This is a genomic window from Pseudomonas sp. KCJK9016, assembly GCF_046231795.1.
GTDB lineage: Bacteria > Pseudomonadota > Gammaproteobacteria > Pseudomonadales > Pseudomonadaceae > Aquipseudomonas > Aquipseudomonas bananamidigenes.
The window spans coordinates 60,136-75,144 of the sequence record NZ_JBJJMM010000011.1; the positions used below are offsets into that span (position 1 = coordinate 60,136).

14 protein-coding genes are annotated in these 15,009 nt (G+C 61.4%); 3 read left to right on the top strand and 11 right to left on the bottom strand.

Annotated elements, in window-relative coordinates; genetic code table 11:
• Positions 1–1,128 (top strand): acyl-CoA dehydrogenase, encoded by a 1,128-nt coding sequence (locus tag ACK6BI_RS13040; protein ID WP_409317371.1) that lies wholly within the window; start codon positions 1–3, stop codon positions 1,126–1,128.
• A 14-nt stretch (positions 1,129–1,142) separates the two neighbouring features.
• Complete coding sequence (locus ACK6BI_RS13045; protein WP_134827028.1) at positions 1,143–1,916, top strand: enoyl-CoA hydratase; 774 nt, start codon at positions 1,143–1,145, stop codon at positions 1,914–1,916.
• Positions 1,917–2,016: 100 nt separating this feature from the next.
• On the opposite strand, the gene ACK6BI_RS13050 is transcribed toward ACK6BI_RS13045, so the two are convergent.
• From ACK6BI_RS13050 to argH, 11 genes are all read right to left on the bottom strand, one after another.
• Positions 2,017–3,168: an acyl-CoA dehydrogenase family protein gene (locus tag ACK6BI_RS13050; RefSeq protein WP_409317372.1), complete on the bottom strand. Its 1,152-nt coding sequence runs from the start codon at positions 3,166–3,168 to the stop codon at positions 2,017–2,019.
• Positions 3,169–3,171: 3 nt separating this feature from the next.
• Positions 3,172–4,278 carry an enoyl-CoA hydratase/isomerase family protein gene (locus ACK6BI_RS13055; protein ID WP_409317373.1) on the bottom strand — a complete coding sequence of 369 codons (1,107 nt, stop codon included), beginning with the start codon at positions 4,276–4,278 and terminating at the stop codon, positions 3,172–3,174.
• A gap of 190 nt (positions 4,279–4,468) precedes the next feature.
• Entirely contained in the window at positions 4,469–5,155 is a 687-nt protein-coding gene (locus tag ACK6BI_RS13060) for an HPP family protein (protein ID WP_409317374.1), read from the bottom strand.
• A gap of 160 nt (positions 5,156–5,315) precedes the next feature.
• Complete coding sequence (locus ACK6BI_RS13065; protein WP_409317375.1) at positions 5,316–6,494, bottom strand: MFS transporter; 1,179 nt, start codon at positions 6,492–6,494, stop codon at positions 5,316–5,318.
• Positions 6,495–6,510: 16 nt separating this feature from the next.
• On the bottom strand, positions 6,511–7,863 hold the full coding sequence (locus tag ACK6BI_RS13070; RefSeq protein ID WP_409317376.1) for an MmgE/PrpD family protein: 1,353 nt from the start codon (positions 7,861–7,863) through the stop codon (positions 6,511–6,513).
• A complete protein-coding gene (locus tag ACK6BI_RS13075) occupies positions 7,860–8,750 on the bottom strand; it encodes a polysaccharide deacetylase family protein (protein WP_409317377.1) in 891 nt (296 codons plus the stop codon). Before ACK6BI_RS13075 ends, ACK6BI_RS13070 begins: the two co-directional genes overlap by 4 nt.
• Positions 8,743–9,591, bottom strand: coding sequence for a polysaccharide deacetylase (locus ACK6BI_RS13080; protein WP_176504870.1), 849 nt, complete (start codon positions 9,589–9,591; stop codon positions 8,743–8,745). Before ACK6BI_RS13080 ends, ACK6BI_RS13075 begins: the two co-directional genes overlap by 8 nt.
• 147 nt (positions 9,592–9,738) lie before the next feature.
• The gene (locus tag ACK6BI_RS13085) at positions 9,739–10,563 is read right to left on the bottom strand and encodes an ABC transporter substrate-binding protein (RefSeq protein ID WP_409317378.1); all 825 of its coding nucleotides are present in this window, start codon (positions 10,561–10,563) and stop codon (positions 9,739–9,741) included.
• 39 nt (positions 10,564–10,602) lie between these two features.
• Positions 10,603–11,367: an amino acid ABC transporter ATP-binding protein gene (locus ACK6BI_RS13090; protein WP_064381510.1), complete on the bottom strand. Its 765-nt coding sequence runs from the start codon at positions 11,365–11,367 to the stop codon at positions 10,603–10,605.
• Between the two features lie 10 nt (positions 11,368–11,377).
• The gene (locus ACK6BI_RS13095) at positions 11,378–12,256 is read right to left on the bottom strand and encodes an amino acid ABC transporter permease (RefSeq protein WP_169430487.1); all 879 of its coding nucleotides are present in this window, start codon (positions 12,254–12,256) and stop codon (positions 11,378–11,380) included.
• A gap of 61 nt (positions 12,257–12,317) precedes the next feature.
• Positions 12,318–13,745, bottom strand: a complete 1,428-nt coding sequence (gene argH, locus ACK6BI_RS13100; RefSeq protein WP_409317379.1) for an argininosuccinate lyase — start codon at positions 13,743–13,745, stop codon at positions 12,318–12,320.
• A gap of 298 nt (positions 13,746–14,043) precedes the next feature.
• Between argH and ACK6BI_RS13105 the strand changes: the two genes are divergently transcribed.
• Positions 14,044–15,009, top strand: a complete 966-nt coding sequence (locus ACK6BI_RS13105; RefSeq protein ID WP_409317380.1) for a LysR family transcriptional regulator — start codon at positions 14,044–14,046, stop codon at positions 15,007–15,009.

Here is a 15,009-nt window from a genome sequence, read left to right on the forward strand (position 1 = left end):
ATGATTCCCAATGACGACCAGCAACAAATCCGCGATATGGCCCGGCAGTTTGCCGAGGAACGGCTCAAACCGTTCGCCGCAGAGTGGGATCGCGAACACCGTTTTCCGAAGCAAGCCATCGGCGAAATGGCCGGGCTGGGCTTCTTCGGCATGCTGGTGCCGGAGCAGTGGGGCGGTTGCGACACCGGTTACCTGGCCTACGCCATGGCCCTGGAAGAAATCGCCGCCGGCGACGGCGCGTGTTCGACCATCATGAGCGTGCACAACTCGGTGGGTTGCGTGCCGATCCTGAAGTTCGGCAACGACGACCAGCGCGAGCGCTTCCTCAAGCCGCTGGCCAGCGGAGAAATGCTCGGTGCTTTCGCGTTGACCGAACCCCAGGCCGGCTCCGATGCCAGTAGCCTGAAAACCCGTGCACGACTGGAAGGCGATCACTACGTGCTCAACGGCTGCAAACAGTTCATAACGTCCGGGCAGAACGCCGGGGTCGTGATCGTGTTTGCCGTCACTGATCCGAGTGCCGGCAAGCGCGGGATCAGCGCGTTCATCGTGCCGACCGACTCGCCGGGCTACAAAGTCGCCCGCATTGAGGACAAACTCGGCCAGCACGCTTCGGACACCTGCCAGATTCTGTTCGAAGACGTGAAGGTGCCTGTGGCTAACCGGTTGGGCGAGGAGGGAGAGGGCTACAAGATCGCCCTGGCCAACCTGGAGGGCGGCCGCGTCGGCATCGCTTCGCAATCGGTGGGCATGGCTCGTGCCGCGTTCGAAGCGGCCCGTGATTACGCCCGTGAACGCGACACCTTCGGCAAGCCGATCATCGAGCATCAGGCCGTGGCCTTCCGCCTCGCGGATATGGCCACGCAGATCGCCGTGGCGCGGCAGATGGTGCATTACGCCGCCGCCCTGCGTGACAGCGGTCAGCCGGCGCTGGTCGAGGCGTCGATGGCCAAACTGTTCGCCTCGGAAATGGCCGAGAAGGTCTGCTCCATGGCCTTGCAAACCCTCGGCGGTTACGGTTACCTCAACGACTTCCCGCTGGAGCGCATCTACCGCGACGTGCGGGTCTGCCAGATCTACGAAGGCACCAGCGACATTCAGCGCATGGTCATTTCGCGCAATCTTTGAGAAGGAATCTGCACATGAGTTACGAAACGATTTTGCTGGAAACCCACGGCCGCGTCGGCGTCATCACCCTGAACCGCCCGCAGGCGCTGAATGCCCTGAACGCGCAACTGGTCAGCGAAGTGAACCGCGCCCTCGACGGTCTGGAAGCCGATGCGAACATTGGCTGCATCGTCATCACCGGTTCGAAGAAGGCCTTCGCCGCCGGTGCCGACATCAAGGAAATGGCCGAGTTGACCTACCCGCAGATCTACATGGACGATTTGTTCAGCGACAGCGACCGCGTGGCCAACCGCCGCAAGCCGATCATCGCGGCGGTCAACGGCTTCGCCCTTGGTGGTGGCTGTGAACTGGCGTTGATGTGCGACTTCATCCTGGCCGGTGATAACGCCAAATTCGGTCAGCCGGAAATCAACCTCGGCGTGCTGCCAGGCATGGGCGGCACCCAGCGCCTGACCCGCGCCGTGGGCAAGGCCAAGGCCATGGAAATGTGCCTGAGCGGGCGTTTGATCGACGCGGTGGAAGCCGAGCGTTGCGGCATCGTTGCGCGGATCGTGCCGAGCGACGAGTTGCTGGATGAAGCGCTGAAAGTTGCTGCCGTGATTGCCAGCAAGTCGCTGCCGATTGCGATGATGGTCAAGGAAAGCGTCAACCGCGCGTTTGAAGTCAACCTAACCGAAGGCGTGCGTTTCGAGCGCCGGGTGTTCCATGCGGCGTTTGCGACGCAGGATCAGAAAGAAGGGATGGCGGCGTTTGTGGCCAAGCGGTCGCCTGAGTTCCAAGGCAAGTAACGCGGCGTATTCACTGACGCCATCGCTGGCAAGCCGGCTCCCACATTGGATCTGAGGTTTACACCAATCCCTGTGGGAGCAGAGCTTGCTCGCGAAGCTTTTAGAGCTGGTAGTTCTTCAACTCCCGCGCAATCACCATCCGCTGTATCTCGCTGGACCCCTCGTAAATCTGGGTAATCCGCGCATCCCGGTAGTATTTCTCCACCGGATAATCTTCGAGATATCCATACCCGCCATGAATCTGAATGGCTGACGAGCACACCTTCTCGGCCATTTCCGACGCGAACAGCTTGGCCTGCGAAGCCTCCGACAGACACGGCTTGCCCGCCGTGCGTAGCCGCGCCGCGTGCAGGATCATCAGCCGCGCCGCGTTGATCTGCATCTGCATGTCCGCCAGCAGGTTGGCGATGCTCTGGTGTTCGACGATGGCCTTGCCGAACTGAACGCGATCACGGGCGTAACCCAGCGCCGCTTCGAACGCCGCACGGGCGATGCCCAGTGCTTGCGCGGCAATGCCGATGCGCCCGCCTTCAAGGTTGGAAAGGGCAATCGCCAAACCTTTGCCGCGTTCACCCAACAGATTGGCTTCAGGAATGCTGCAATTGTCCAGCGTCACCGCGCAGGTGTCGGATGCCCGGATGCCCATCTTGTGTTCGGTGCGGTCGACAATGAAGCCCGGCGTATCGGTCGGCACCAGAAACGCCGAAATGCCGCGCTTGCCCAGATCCGGGTCGGTGACGGCAAACACGATCGCCAGTTTCGCCCGCTTGCCGTTGCTGACAAATTGCTTGGCACCGTTGATCACCCATTGCCCGTCGCGCAGTTCGGCACGGGTGCGCAGGTTGTGCGCTTCGGAACCGGCCTGAGGCTCGGTCAGGCAAAAGCAGCCGATCACCGCGCCGCTGGCCAGGTCCGCCAGCCAGGTCTGTTTCTGTTCTTCGCTGCCATAGTTGAGCACCGGTCCGCAGCCCACCGAGTTGTGGATGCTCATGAACGCACCGGTAGCGCCGTCTGCGGCGGAAATTTCTTCCACGGCCAGCGCATAAGCCACGTAGTCGACGTAAGTGCCGCCCCATTCTTCCGGCACCACCATGCCCAGCAGCCCCAGTTCGCCCATCTTCGCCACCAGAGCGTCATCGATCCAGCCAGCCTTTTCCCAGGCTTGTGCATGGGGGGCGATTTCGCCCCGGGCAAAGTCCCGGGCCATGTCGCGGATCATGACCTGGTCTTCAGTCAATTCTAGATCGTGCATGGCTCAGCTCCCGCTCTCATCAAAACCGTGGAAGAAACTCGCAACCTGCTCGGCGTGCAACGCGGCCAGCGTCGGCGGGTTCCAGCGTGGTGATTTGTCTTTGTCGATCAACAAGGCGCGTACGCCTTCGATCAAATCGCCGCGCTCGAACCACTGGCGATCCAGATGCAGTTCGAGGGCGAAGCAGTGTTCCAGGCTCAGGTGCCGGCCACGACGCAGCATTTCCAGGGTCACGCCCATGGCCAGTGGCGAGCGGGTGTCCAGCAGGTCAGCGGTGGTGGTCGCCCACTCATGGCTGTCGGCGACGGTCACGGCGCGCAGTTGCTCGACGATGCTCGGTACGTCGGGCAGCGCGAAGAAATGGTCGATGGCTGGACGCAAGGCTTCCAGCGGCGCGTCCGGCAGCGTTTGCACGGCGTGGCGGGCCAGCAGGTTTTGCAGGTCTTTCAGCGGCGTGTCGTGCCACTCCAGGTGATCGAGCTGTTCGTCGAGGGTACCGAGTTTGCTGCTGTCCAGATACCAATCGGCGAGGCCGCAATACAACGCATCCGCCGCACGAATCTGCACGCCGCTGACACCCAGATAAATCCCCAGCTCACCAGGAATGCGCGGCAAGAAATAACTGCCGCCGACATCCGGGAAATATCCGATGGCCACTTCCGGCATCGCCAGACGGCTCTTCTCGGTGACCACCCGCAGATCGGCGCCTTGCACCAGCCCCATGCCACCGCCGAGAACGAAACCGTCCATCAGTGCCAGCACCGGTTTGCGGTAGTGGTGGATCGTCAGGTCGAGGGCGTATTCCTCGACGAAAAAAACTTGGTGCAACGTGTCGCCGCTTTTATGGCTGTCGTGCAGGGAACGAATGTCGCCACCGGCACAGAAGGCTTTTTCGCCGGCTCCGCGCAGCACCACGGCATGCACATCGGCATCGGTTGCCCAGGCATCCAGATGTCGCTGGAGCTGGCGAACCATGTCGAGGGTCAGGGCATTGAGGCCGGCGGGGCGGTTGAGGGTCAGGTGACCGATGTGATTGCGAACCTCGGTCAGCACTTCGTCTTGCGTGGCATCCATGGGCGAAGTCCGCGGGGATGAAGCCTGAGCAGTCATCACTAACTCCCTGCTTTTATTGTCTTTATTCGAGAAGCCCGGGCACGGGCGTTGACGGATCGTAACAGTGCAAATTTGCCGTGTACAACGGGGATATGTGCATGGGGTGTCTGCATTTTTGCCTTGGGCCAAATGCACCGGATCGCGGCTTGTTTTCTATCGACAATGCTGACAGGGACAGGCCCGTAGCTTATCTGAACACTTGCCCGATACTGCGCCGCCTGGCGTGCAATTCACTGGCATGAATCAACTGCTCCAGATCCTCCGGCGTGACATCGATGAACGCCTCCATGTCCGCGAGCGCCAGTTTCAGGTCTCCAGCCGTAATGGCCTGGGAGTCGACCGGTGCCACGGCCGGCGCAGGCTCGGCGGGGCGTTTCGGATAGCGGATGCGGGTCAGGTTGTTGTAGGCCAAAGCGGCCAGCAGCAGGCAGGCGGCGCTGAGCATCAGCGGTTCCAGCGCTTTCCAGTCCATGGCGATGGTCGTCGGGTCGGCCAGCACCATCGTCAGGGCCACCGCGCCGGCCGGTGGGTGCAGGCAGCGCAGCCAGCACATCAGGATCAGCGCCATGCCTGCCGCCAGGCAGGCGCTGCCCAACGTTCGACCAAGGACATGAGCCACCAGCAATGCAACAACACCGGCACACAGATAACCGCCGATGATCGACCACGGCTGGGCGAGGGCACCGGAGGATACGGCGAACAGCAACACCGCCGATGCCCCCAACGGGCCCATCAGGTGGCAGGCCACTTCGATACCGAACACCTGACTGCACGCCCACACACTGAACAGTGTGCCGAGTGCCATGCCGATCGCGGCACGGCTCCATTCGGTGGGGCGAGTGTTGATGGCAGCGGGCAACCAGCGAGCGAGCATGAAAAAAACGATCCTTTGCAGAAAACCGAAGGCAAAAAAAAGGACTTGTCCGTCAATCCGGAAAGTCCTTCGAAGCGTTCCAACGATTGGGGGAGGAACGCGCACAGTGTGCCAAGCAATCTCGATGCTGACAAATTCATATAAATGCATCTTCAGTGCATTATTTATGCAGTAAAGCCACTCGCCGACCACTCATGAAACACAGAAATCCGCCCATCGTGGTCAGTGCGCTGAGCGCGTAGAACATGGTCGGTGCCGGCGCATGCACCAGCAGGAAACCGCAGATCACCGGGCTCAGTGCGCCGCCCAAGGCTGCGAGGTTTTGAGCGCCGTAGTAACTGCCGCGCAGTTCTTCCGGAGCCAGGGTATCGACGAACAGGAATTCCGACGGATAAATGATCATCTCGCCGAGGGTGAAGATGAACATGGCGATGCACCAACTCACCAGGCTGTCGGCCAGGCTGAAGCCGATCAGGCCGAGGATGAACAGACTGGTGCCGGCGGCGATCCAGTAGCGCAGCTTTTCCCGGTTGAGAAATCGGCCGATCTGGTACTGCAACAGGATCACCGCGATGGCGTTGCAAGCGAGCAGGGCGGCCATGGTTTGCAGCGCCCGTTGCGAGTCTTCGACCACCAGCAGGTATTGCGACAGGTACAGCGTGAAACGTCCATGGACTACGGTGCTGAGCAGGCACCCGCAGGTGAACATGATCAGCGTGCGATCGTTTTTCAGGGTGATCAGGGTTTTCAGGAAGCTTTGCGGCTGGCCGATGACGGCAACCGGGCTGGCGTCCCTGGGAATACCTATCATCAGGAAGATGCTGCCGAAGGCGATGCCAGCGGCAATCAGGAACGGCGCAATCGGGTACACCCCGGCGATCACCACGCCGAGCATCGGGCCGGTGGCGTAACCGATGTTGGTCAGGGTGTAGCGCAGGGAAAACGCCTTGGCCCGTTGGCCCATGGGCAGGTTTTCACTGAGGATCGCCTTGGAACCGATCAGGAACAGCGCCGAGGCGGTTTCGGTGATGACCAGGGTCAGGGTCGTCAGGTACAGGTCTTTGGCGAAGGTCAGCAACACGAAGCCGATGGCGCTGGAGAGCATCGCCAGAATCAGCAACCTGCGCTTCTCCAGCCGGTCGATGATGTAGCCGCCATACAGCGCGAGCAGAGTGGCGATAAATACCGCGATGCCCAAGAGTAACCCGACGTCCTGTTGGTCGAGGCCGAGCTTGTTGCTCAAGAATAGCGTGAGTAACGGACTGGTGATGGCGCGACTGACGACGATGGTCAGTGAAACGATCATCAGGCGGCGGATAACGAGCGAGTAGGTGGCCACGGAAAATCAAATGTCCTTATTCGGTTAACAGGTGCTCGAGATCGCGCACGGAATCCAGCGTTTGCAGTTGCCGCAGCTGCACCATTAGCGACTCGGCCTTAAGCGGTGAAATCACCCGCAACGCCAGACTGAAAAACTTCTCCTCCAGAGCCGTCTCACTCAGCGGATTGCCCGGCGCGCCCAGCGGCACCTCGACACACAGGCTCGCCTGGCGCCCGTCGCGGGTTCGAACGATGACCACCGGCTCGCCATCCTCCGACAGCCGCTCATCCACTTCAAGGCGAATGCGCGTCAGCCATTGAGCAATGCGCGGATCGTTGCGCGGCTGTTCATCGTAAGCCTCGAGCCGGCAATGCCCGTGCACCAGTCGCGCGGCGAGGGCGTAGGGCAGACTCATCTGCGCAGCGGCCAGACTTTGGGTGTCGCGACCGCCGCACATGTCGAGCAGAAACCCGCACAAACTCACCTGGACGTCTTCCACCTGATCCGCTCCGACCTGTAATTGCTCCAGCAACAAGCCGAGCGCATCGATGGCCGAATGAGTGCCACGACACGCGGCATAGGGTTTGATCGAACAGCGCGCGAGTTTCCAGACCCGTCGCAAATCAGCATTCAGCGCATCCGGCTGCGCACTGCCCGGCGCGAGGGTTTTAAGAAAACCACCCCAGACATCCTCGAACAACATCGACGGCCCACTGACACCTTCGCGAGCAAACCGCGCCGCGAGCAAACCGCCCTCGGCCGCACGACCGCTGTGCAGTTTCTTGCTTTGCGAACCGTCATGGATGAACGCCCACAACCCACCGCTGAAACTGCCGGCGATGCCGAGCGCTGACACGGTTTGCGCTGCATCCAGGGCAAAGATCCGCGCACAGGCCGCCGCCGCACCGAATACGCCGCAGGTGGCGGTGGAATGCCAGCCGGCGCCGTTGTGGGCCGAATAACTGCCGCAGGCTTCCAGCACCCGCCGGCCGATTTCATAACCGATCACCACGGCGGTGATGAAATCGCGACCGTCCACCGGCCGATCCACCAGCGACAGCGCCGCCATCACCGCCGGCAGCACCACCGCGCCGGAATGATCGCAGCCGCCGGTGTCGTCCAACTCAAGCGCATGGGCGGCGATGCCGTTGAGCAATGCTGCGTGCCCGGCGCCGACACGCAGTGACGAACCCCAGACCGGTGCGGTGCCGGGCTCGGCACCGAACACCTGCCGCGCCTGAAGTGCCACCGCACTGTCGGCACCGGCCAGCGCGGCACCGAAGGTGTCCTGAATGTGCCGCTTGGCCTGTTCCACCAACGCCGGGGGCAGATCCTCGAACCGGGTCTCGACACAAAACTGCGCCAGCCGCTGCATGCGTTCAGTCATACGAGGTAGTCCCGATAATGGCGCTCATACACTGACGCCGGATGATCCTGCGCAACCGGTACCGCCGTTTGCGACCACCACTGCGCGACTTCAGCGCCGGTGGCGATCCATACGTCGTCGTGCTGATGAATGCCTTGCAGCAATTGGCGCAATACACCGATGCGGCCCGGTGTGGCGATGATTTCCGGGTGCAGGCGCAGCACATAGCACAGGCCGAAGCGGTGGAACCCGGCGAAGTCCATTTGCAGGTTGCCCAGCGTGTGGCTGTAGGAGGCGATCCGCGATTGCGCCGGCGGTACGGCCGGGCTCAGGTTGAAGGCGAAGTAGGGCTCGTCTTCCAGTTCGTAATGCAGCGGCAGCTCGACCACTTCGGGTGCGGTCGGGTGCAAGAACGGCAGGTCATCACCACGCCACGATGACGACCAGAGAATGCCGTGATCTTTCAAGGCTTGAATGAAGCCCGGGGCGCCGTTACCCGCGGGAATGCGGAAACCGCTTGGGTGCACGCCGGTTAATGCTTTCAGCGCCGCACAACCCTTGGCGATTTCCGCGCTCTGCGCTGGCAGATCCAGCGTGTCGTAATCCTGATGGCGGTAACCGGCGCAGGCGATTTCATGGCCGTCGGCCAGAATCGCGGCGATGTGCTGCGGGTTTTCCTCGGCGACGATGCCGGGCACGAACCAGCTGCTGCGCACCCCGAGTTCCCTGAACAGGCCGAGCAAACGCTCGACGCCGCGTTGGGTGCCGTAGCGCCACACCGACAGCGTCTTGTCGCGCCCGGCGACTTCCGGGGCCTGGGTGAGAATGCCGTGGATGTCGTTGTAATCGACGGTCAGCACCACCGCGCAGCGTTTACCGGCAGGCCAGAGATTATTCGCGTCAGCCATGGTGATGCTCCTTCAGCCACCAGCGTGCGACGTCGCGACAGGTGGCGAACCACACGTCATCGCGTTGGCGCATGTGTTCGAAGAGTTTCTCCAGCAACAGGATGCGCCCCGGTTTGCCAGTGATTTTCGGGTGGAACAGGGTGGTCAGGCACAGGCCTTCGTCCATCGCGCCGTCGTACTCGCGCTGCCAGTTGTCGAGGGTCAGCTCGTAGCTGGCGGTGCGGTCGAGCCCGGACGGAAAGTTCGGTGCGCGGGTGTAGGCGAGGGAGGCGTAGTCGTCCATTTCCCAGCGGCCGGGGATTTCCACCAGTGGGGTGTCGTGGCCGGGGACGTTGACCAGATAGGGGCGGTCATCGCCGCGCATACTGCTGGAATAGATGACGCCGTTGTCGGCCAGCATCGCCGGGGTTTCAGCACGCCAGTCCCCGGACGGGGTGCGAAAACCCTCGGCGCGGATGTGCAGGTATTGCCAGAAGACATCGCGGGACTTGTTCATCACGGCCTGCTGCTGGTCCAGCGTCAGGGCATAGAAAGATTCGTGCTTGTAGCCGTGATAGGCGACTTCATGGCCGCGCTCGACGATGGCCTGGCACTGTTTCGGCCAGTTTTCCACGACCCACGCGGGGACGAAGAAGGTGGTCGGGATCTTGAAGGTGTCGAGCAGGTCGAGCAGGCGTGGCAAGGCGCGGTAAGGGCCGTAGCCGCCGAAGCCGAAGTATTCGGGTTTGTGCCAGATCGAACCGTTGAGCATGGCATCACCGGTCGGGCCGTCGAGGTCGAAGGCCAGGGCGAGGCAGGCTTTGTGCTGGTCGGGCCAGGTGGGTTGCAAGGAGGACATCAAGAGCGCTCCAACTGTCTGAAGATGGGCACCTGACCTGTGGGAGCGAGCCTGCTCGCGATGACGGAATGACTGGCGGCATCAATGTTGAATGTGCCGGCCTCATCGCGAGCAGGCTCGCTCCCACATAGGGTCGCGGTGCCTGCAGGATTACTTGCCCGCGTTAATGGTCACGTCCTTGATTGCACCCAACTCCAGATCCCACTTCTTCAGAATCGCGCCATAACTTCCGTCATCCACCATGCTCTGCAACGCCACTTTCACCGCCTCGCTCAGCTCAGGTTTCTTCTTGCTCACACCCAGGCCGGTGAACTGCACGGAGATCGGCTGGCCGACCGTCTTGTACATGTCCTTTTCCTGGGTCTTGAGGTAAGACAGGGTTTCGCTGCCTTGCATCGCCGCGTCAATGCGGCTCTGGCGCAGTTGGGCGCGAGCGTCCGCGGAGCCCTCGGTGCCGATCACGTTGATCGCCGGTTTGCCTGCGGCCTCACAGTGCTCCTTGCTCCAGGCGGCGATTTCCGCCGGGAACGTGGTGCGGCGGCTGGTGCCGACTTTCTTGCCGCACAGGTCGGTGATCTCGTTGGTCGCGGTGTTCTTCTGCAAGGTGTAGAACTGCGGGCCGCTGGTGAAGTAGTCGACAAAGGTCACGCTGGCCTGACGCTCGGCGGTGTCGGTCATGCCCGACAGCACGATGTCCACGCGGTCGGTGGTCAGGGCGTTGATCATTTGTTCGAAGCCGGTTTCCTGCCATTTGATCTTGATCCCGAGGCGCTCGGCCAGGGCGTTGCCCAGGTCGTAATCAAGGCCGGTGAGCTTGTTGGTGGCCGGATCCTTGAAGTCCATCGGCGGATAGTTGGGCATGATCGCAACGACGATCTCGCCTTTCTCCTTGATGCTGGCCGGCAAGTCGGCGGCCACGGCGAAACCGCAAGACATGAGGGAGGTGAGTACTGCGGGAATGACGAAGTTCTTCATGGACGTTCTCTTATGAGTGTTGTGAAGGCCAAAGGGGCCTCAGGTTCGAACGGCAGAAATGAAGCTTTGGGTGCGCGGGTTTTGCGGACTTATTAGTATTTCTTCGGGGCTTCCAGCCTCCACGATCTGCCCGCCGTCCATGAACACCATGCGGTTGGAAACCTCGCGGGCGAAGCCCAGTTCATGGGTGACGACGATCATGGTCATGCCGGTCTGCGCCAGATCGCGCATCACCGACAGCACCTCACCGACCAGTTCCGGGTCGAGTGCCGAAGTGGGTTCATCGAACAGCATCAGCTTGGGTCGCATGGCCAGGGCGCGGGCAATCGCCACCCGTTGCTGCTGGCCGCCCGACAGTTCGATCGGGTAGCTGTCGCGTTTGTCGGCGAGGCCGACCCGGGCCAGGAGTTCCAGAGCTTCTTCGTGCGCCTCCTTGGGCGAACGCTTGAGCACCTGACACGGGCCTTCGATGATGTTTTGCAGCACAGTCATGTGCGGAAACAGGTTGAAGCGCTGGAACACCATGCCGGTGGCCAGGCGCTGGCGGGCGATCTGCGACTCGTTGAGTTCGTGCAGCTTGTGCCCGACGACGCGGTAGCCGACCAGTTCGCCATCGACCCACAGACCACCCTTGTCGATCTTTTCCAGCTGATTGACGCAGCGCAGCAGGGTGCTCTTGCCCGAACCGGACGGGCCGATGATGCACAGCACTTCGCCTTGCTCGACCTCGATGTTGATGTCCTTGAGCGCGTGGTACTGGTCGTAATATTTGTTCAGGCTCACGGCCTTGACGATGCTTCTCATGACGGACTCCTCAAGAACGCTTGCCGGCGCCGCGAGCGAAACGACGCTCCAGACGGCTTTGACCAAAGGACAGGACGGTAACGGTAGCCAGGTACCAGATACCGGCGACGATCAGCAGCTCCATGACCCTGGCGTTGGCGTAGTAGATGTTCTGGGCGTTGTAGAGCAGTTCCGAGTACTGGATCACGCTCGCCAGCGAGGTCATTTTCACCATGCCGATGAATTCGTTGCCGACCGGCGGAATGATGATCCGCATGGCCTGCGGCAGGATGATCCGGCGCAGCGCTTGCAGGCGCGGCATGCCGATCGACTTCGCCGCTTCGTACTGTCCGGTGTCCACCGACAGCAGGCCGGCACGCACCACTTCGGCGGTGTAGGCGCCCTGGTTGATGCTCAAGCCGAGCAGGGCGGCCACGAAGGGTGTCATCAGGCTCACGGTGTCGAGTTCGAACAGACCGGGAATACCGATGGTGGGGAAGATCAGCGCCAGGTTGAACCACAACAGCAGTTGCAGAATCAGCGGCGTACCGCGAAACAGCCAGGTGTAGGTCAGCGCCACGTAGCGCAGGATCGGGTTGGCCGACATGCGCATGATTGCGGTAATCACCCCGAACACGATGCCCAGCGCCATGGCCAGCACGGCCATGATGATCGTGTTGAGCAGGCCCCACATGATCGCTTCGGAGGTCAGGAACTGGCCGATGTACGACCATTCGATCTTGCCTTCGGCGAAGGCACGTACCAGACCGATGATCGCGATGACGATCACGGTGGCGAAGAAAATTCGCCCGTAGTAACGCCGTGGCACGTGCTGGTACTGGGTGATGTCGAACTGGTTTTCCGCCAGTTTGCGCTCCGCCTGGAGTCGTTCTGCCTGAGTCTGGCTCATGGTGTTTCTCCGTACACTGTACTTTCATATCACCCCCCTCCCGGTGGGAGGGGGGCCCGGCTCAGAGGCGGAAGCCCTGGTAGTTTTCGGTCCACTGTTGCTGCGCAGCGAGGGCGCTTTTCAGTCGGCCGATCTGCTCGCGCACCTGTTGCGGCGCGGTGCCGCCCCAGCCGCTGCGGGCAGCGATGGCGGCTTCCAGGGTCAGGCTGTCACGCACGTCTGCCGTGAGGCGCGGGTCAATCCCGGCCAGCAATGCCGGCGAGGCTGACCACAATTCGAGGCTATGTTTTTCGCAGGCTTGCACCAGCGCTCCGGTGATTTCGTGGGCCTCCTTGAACGGCACGCCTCGTACCGCCAGCCAGTCGGCGACTTCGGTGGCGAGGGTGAAACCCAGCGGCGCCTGACGCCGCAGTTCCTCGACGTTGACGGTCATGGTCGCCACCATTCCGGCCATGGCCGGCAGCACCAGCAGCAGGGTGTCGACGCTGTCGAGCGCGCCGTTCTTGTCTTCGCTCAGGTCGCGGTTGTACGACAGCGGCAGGGATTTGAGCGTCGAGAGCAGGCCGGTCAGGTTACCGATCAGGCGGCCGGCCTTGCCTCGGGCCAGCTCGGCGATGTCCGGGTTTTTCTTCTGCGGCATGATCGAGCTGCCGGTGGCGTAGGCGTCGTCCAGGTCGACCCAGCGGAACTGGCGCGACGACCACAGGCAGAACTCTTCGGCCAGACGCGAGATGTTGATCCCGAGCATGCTGGCGATGAACAGGAACTCGGCGACGTGATCACGGCTGGCCACGGCGTCGATGGAGTTTTCGCAGACCCCGGCGTAGCCCATTTCCTTGGCCGACTGTTGCGGCTGGCGCGCGATGGCGGAACCGGCCATGGCTGCGGCACCGAGTGGCGACAGCGAAGTGCGGGCGTCCCAGTCCACCAGTCGTTGCACGTCACGCAGCATCGATTGCGCGTGGGCCAGCAGGTGATGGGCGAACACGATCGGCTGCGCTTGCTGCAAGTGGGTGAAGCCCGGGCAGATGCTTTCGACGTGCTGCTCGGCCTGATCCACCAACGCCGTTTGCAGGGCCAGCACTTCCACGGCCAGGGTGCGCACGTGATCGCGCAGGAACAGGCGCAGGTCGTTGGCGGTCTGGTCGTTGCGCGAACGGCCGGCGCGCAACTTGCCGCCCAATGCGCCGAGGCGTTCGGTCAGCAGGCGCTCGATGAAGGTGTGAACGTCTTCGTCATCCAGGGTCGGGGCGATGCGTCCGGCAGCGAAATCGGCACCGATGCCGTCCAGGGCGTCGATCATCGTGAGGGTTTCTTGCTCGTCCAGCAGGCCGGCACGTTGCAGTTCCCCGGCGTGGGCCTTGGAGCCGGCCAGATCGTACGGCGTCAGGCGGAAATAGCGCTCGGGGCAACGGGACAGGGCCGCCAGGGCTGCGGATGGGCCGCTTTTGAAACGGGCACCCCAGAGACGGTCGGTGGTTTGAGACATTTGTTGTTTTCCTCGTCGATAACGCGAACTGAAATCGGTATGCCGGGCCCTGAAAATCACGCTGAAGAGTCAGCGGACAGAATCAGGCCAAAGCAGTTTTCAAGGGGGCAGTTGCAAAGAGACAAGCGCTGATCGAAGTGTCAGCTTTTAATGTTTGGCGATCAGCGAGTTGGCACTGATGTTCGGGATTTTTTGGCGGGTGCCAAGGCCAGTTTTCTGTGATCATTATTATTGGTCGGCGATGTTTTTGTTGTTGGACACAGATTGTTGAACATGGCGCCAGAGGTAAATCAGCATTATGGAAACCCCACTTTCCAATTCCGGAAACCCGCCGCTGAAAACGGCTCACCGAGCGCCGCTGGCCCTCAGTGGACTGGATTTCAAACTGCTGAAAGTGTTCAAGGCCGTGGTCGAGGCGGGAGGCTTCAGCGCCGCGCAAAATGAGCTTAACGTGGGCCTGGCAGCCATCAGCAAGCAGATCTCCGACCTGGAAATCCGTATCGGCATGCGTCTGTGTACCCGGGGTCGCGAGGGCTTTCACCTGACCGAGGAAGGGCGTCTGGTGTATCAGGCGTCGATTGACCTGTTCGCGTCGGTCGACAACTTTAGGGATCGGCTTAGTTCAGCGCAGAACGAACTTATTGGCGATCTTGGTGTGGGCGTTATTGATAATACGATCAGCGACCTAAATTCACCGTTAGTTGCTGCGCTTAAAAAGATAAATGAAGAGTCGCCGAAAGTAAGATTTCAACTTCAGGCCACCCAGCTGGATGAGGTGGAAAGAGGCGTGGTAGAAGGGCGTCTGGTGGCGGGAATAGTGCCGGTTTATCAAAAACGGGAAGAGTTTGATTATTACCCGTTATATGAAGAACGCTCGGAAGTTTACTGCGCTGTCGGCCATCCGTTGTTCGACATGCCCGAGTCGCAGATGAACAGCAATGTGCTGCAGGATTACGAGTGCATCAACCACCGCTACGCGATCCATCGTGACAAGCTCAATTTTGCCCGCTATGACAGTTTTTCCGCTTCGGCGACCCAGGTCGAAGCCGTGGCACTGCTGATCAAGACCGGGCGCTTCGTAGGCTTTCTGCCCCGACATTACGCGGCCACGCTGGTGGCGGCGGGGCAGTTTCGCGCAGTGCTGCCGGAGCGAATCAACATCGCTACGCCGTTCAATCTTATCCTGCGTCACAACACCGTGCGCAGTCCGTTGGTGAAGGCGTTCGCTCAGGCGTTGGGTGTCGATCTGAAGGCGTCGATGTGA

Bases quoted from the DNA above. Each gene is read 5' to 3' on its own strand.
- argH (WP_409317379.1), bottom strand. From the start codon at position 13,745: ATGTCTCAAACCACCGACCGTCTCTGGGGTGCCCGTTTCAAAAGCGGC.
- ACK6BI_RS13040 (WP_409317371.1), top strand. From the start codon at position 1: ATGATTCCCAATGACGACCAGCAACAAATCCGCGATATGGCCCGGCAG.
- ACK6BI_RS13105 (WP_409317380.1), top strand. From the start codon at position 14,044: ATGGAAACCCCACTTTCCAATTCCGGAAACCCGCCGCTGAAAACGGCT.
- ACK6BI_RS13075 (WP_409317377.1), bottom strand. From the start codon at position 8,750: ATGGCTGACGCGAATAATCTCTGGCCTGCCGGTAAACGCTGCGCGGTG.
- ACK6BI_RS13055 (WP_409317373.1), bottom strand. From the start codon at position 4,278: ATGACTGCTCAGGCTTCATCCCCGCGGACTTCGCCCATGGATGCCACG.
- ACK6BI_RS13095 (WP_169430487.1), bottom strand. From the start codon at position 12,256: ATGAGCCAGACTCAGGCAGAACGACTCCAGGCGGAGCGCAAACTGGCG.
- ACK6BI_RS13050 (WP_409317372.1), bottom strand. From the start codon at position 3,168: ATGCACGATCTAGAATTGACTGAAGACCAGGTCATGATCCGCGACATG.
- ACK6BI_RS13045 (WP_134827028.1), top strand. From the start codon at position 1,143: ATGAGTTACGAAACGATTTTGCTGGAAACCCACGGCCGCGTCGGCGTC.
- ACK6BI_RS13060 (WP_409317374.1), bottom strand. From the start codon at position 5,155: ATGCTCGCTCGCTGGTTGCCCGCTGCCATCAACACTCGCCCCACCGAA.
- ACK6BI_RS13070 (WP_409317376.1), bottom strand. From the start codon at position 7,863: ATGACTGAACGCATGCAGCGGCTGGCGCAGTTTTGTGTCGAGACCCGG.
- ACK6BI_RS13085 (WP_409317378.1), bottom strand. From the start codon at position 10,563: ATGAAGAACTTCGTCATTCCCGCAGTACTCACCTCCCTCATGTCTTGC.
- ACK6BI_RS13090 (WP_064381510.1), bottom strand. From the start codon at position 11,367: ATGAGAAGCATCGTCAAGGCCGTGAGCCTGAACAAATATTACGACCAG.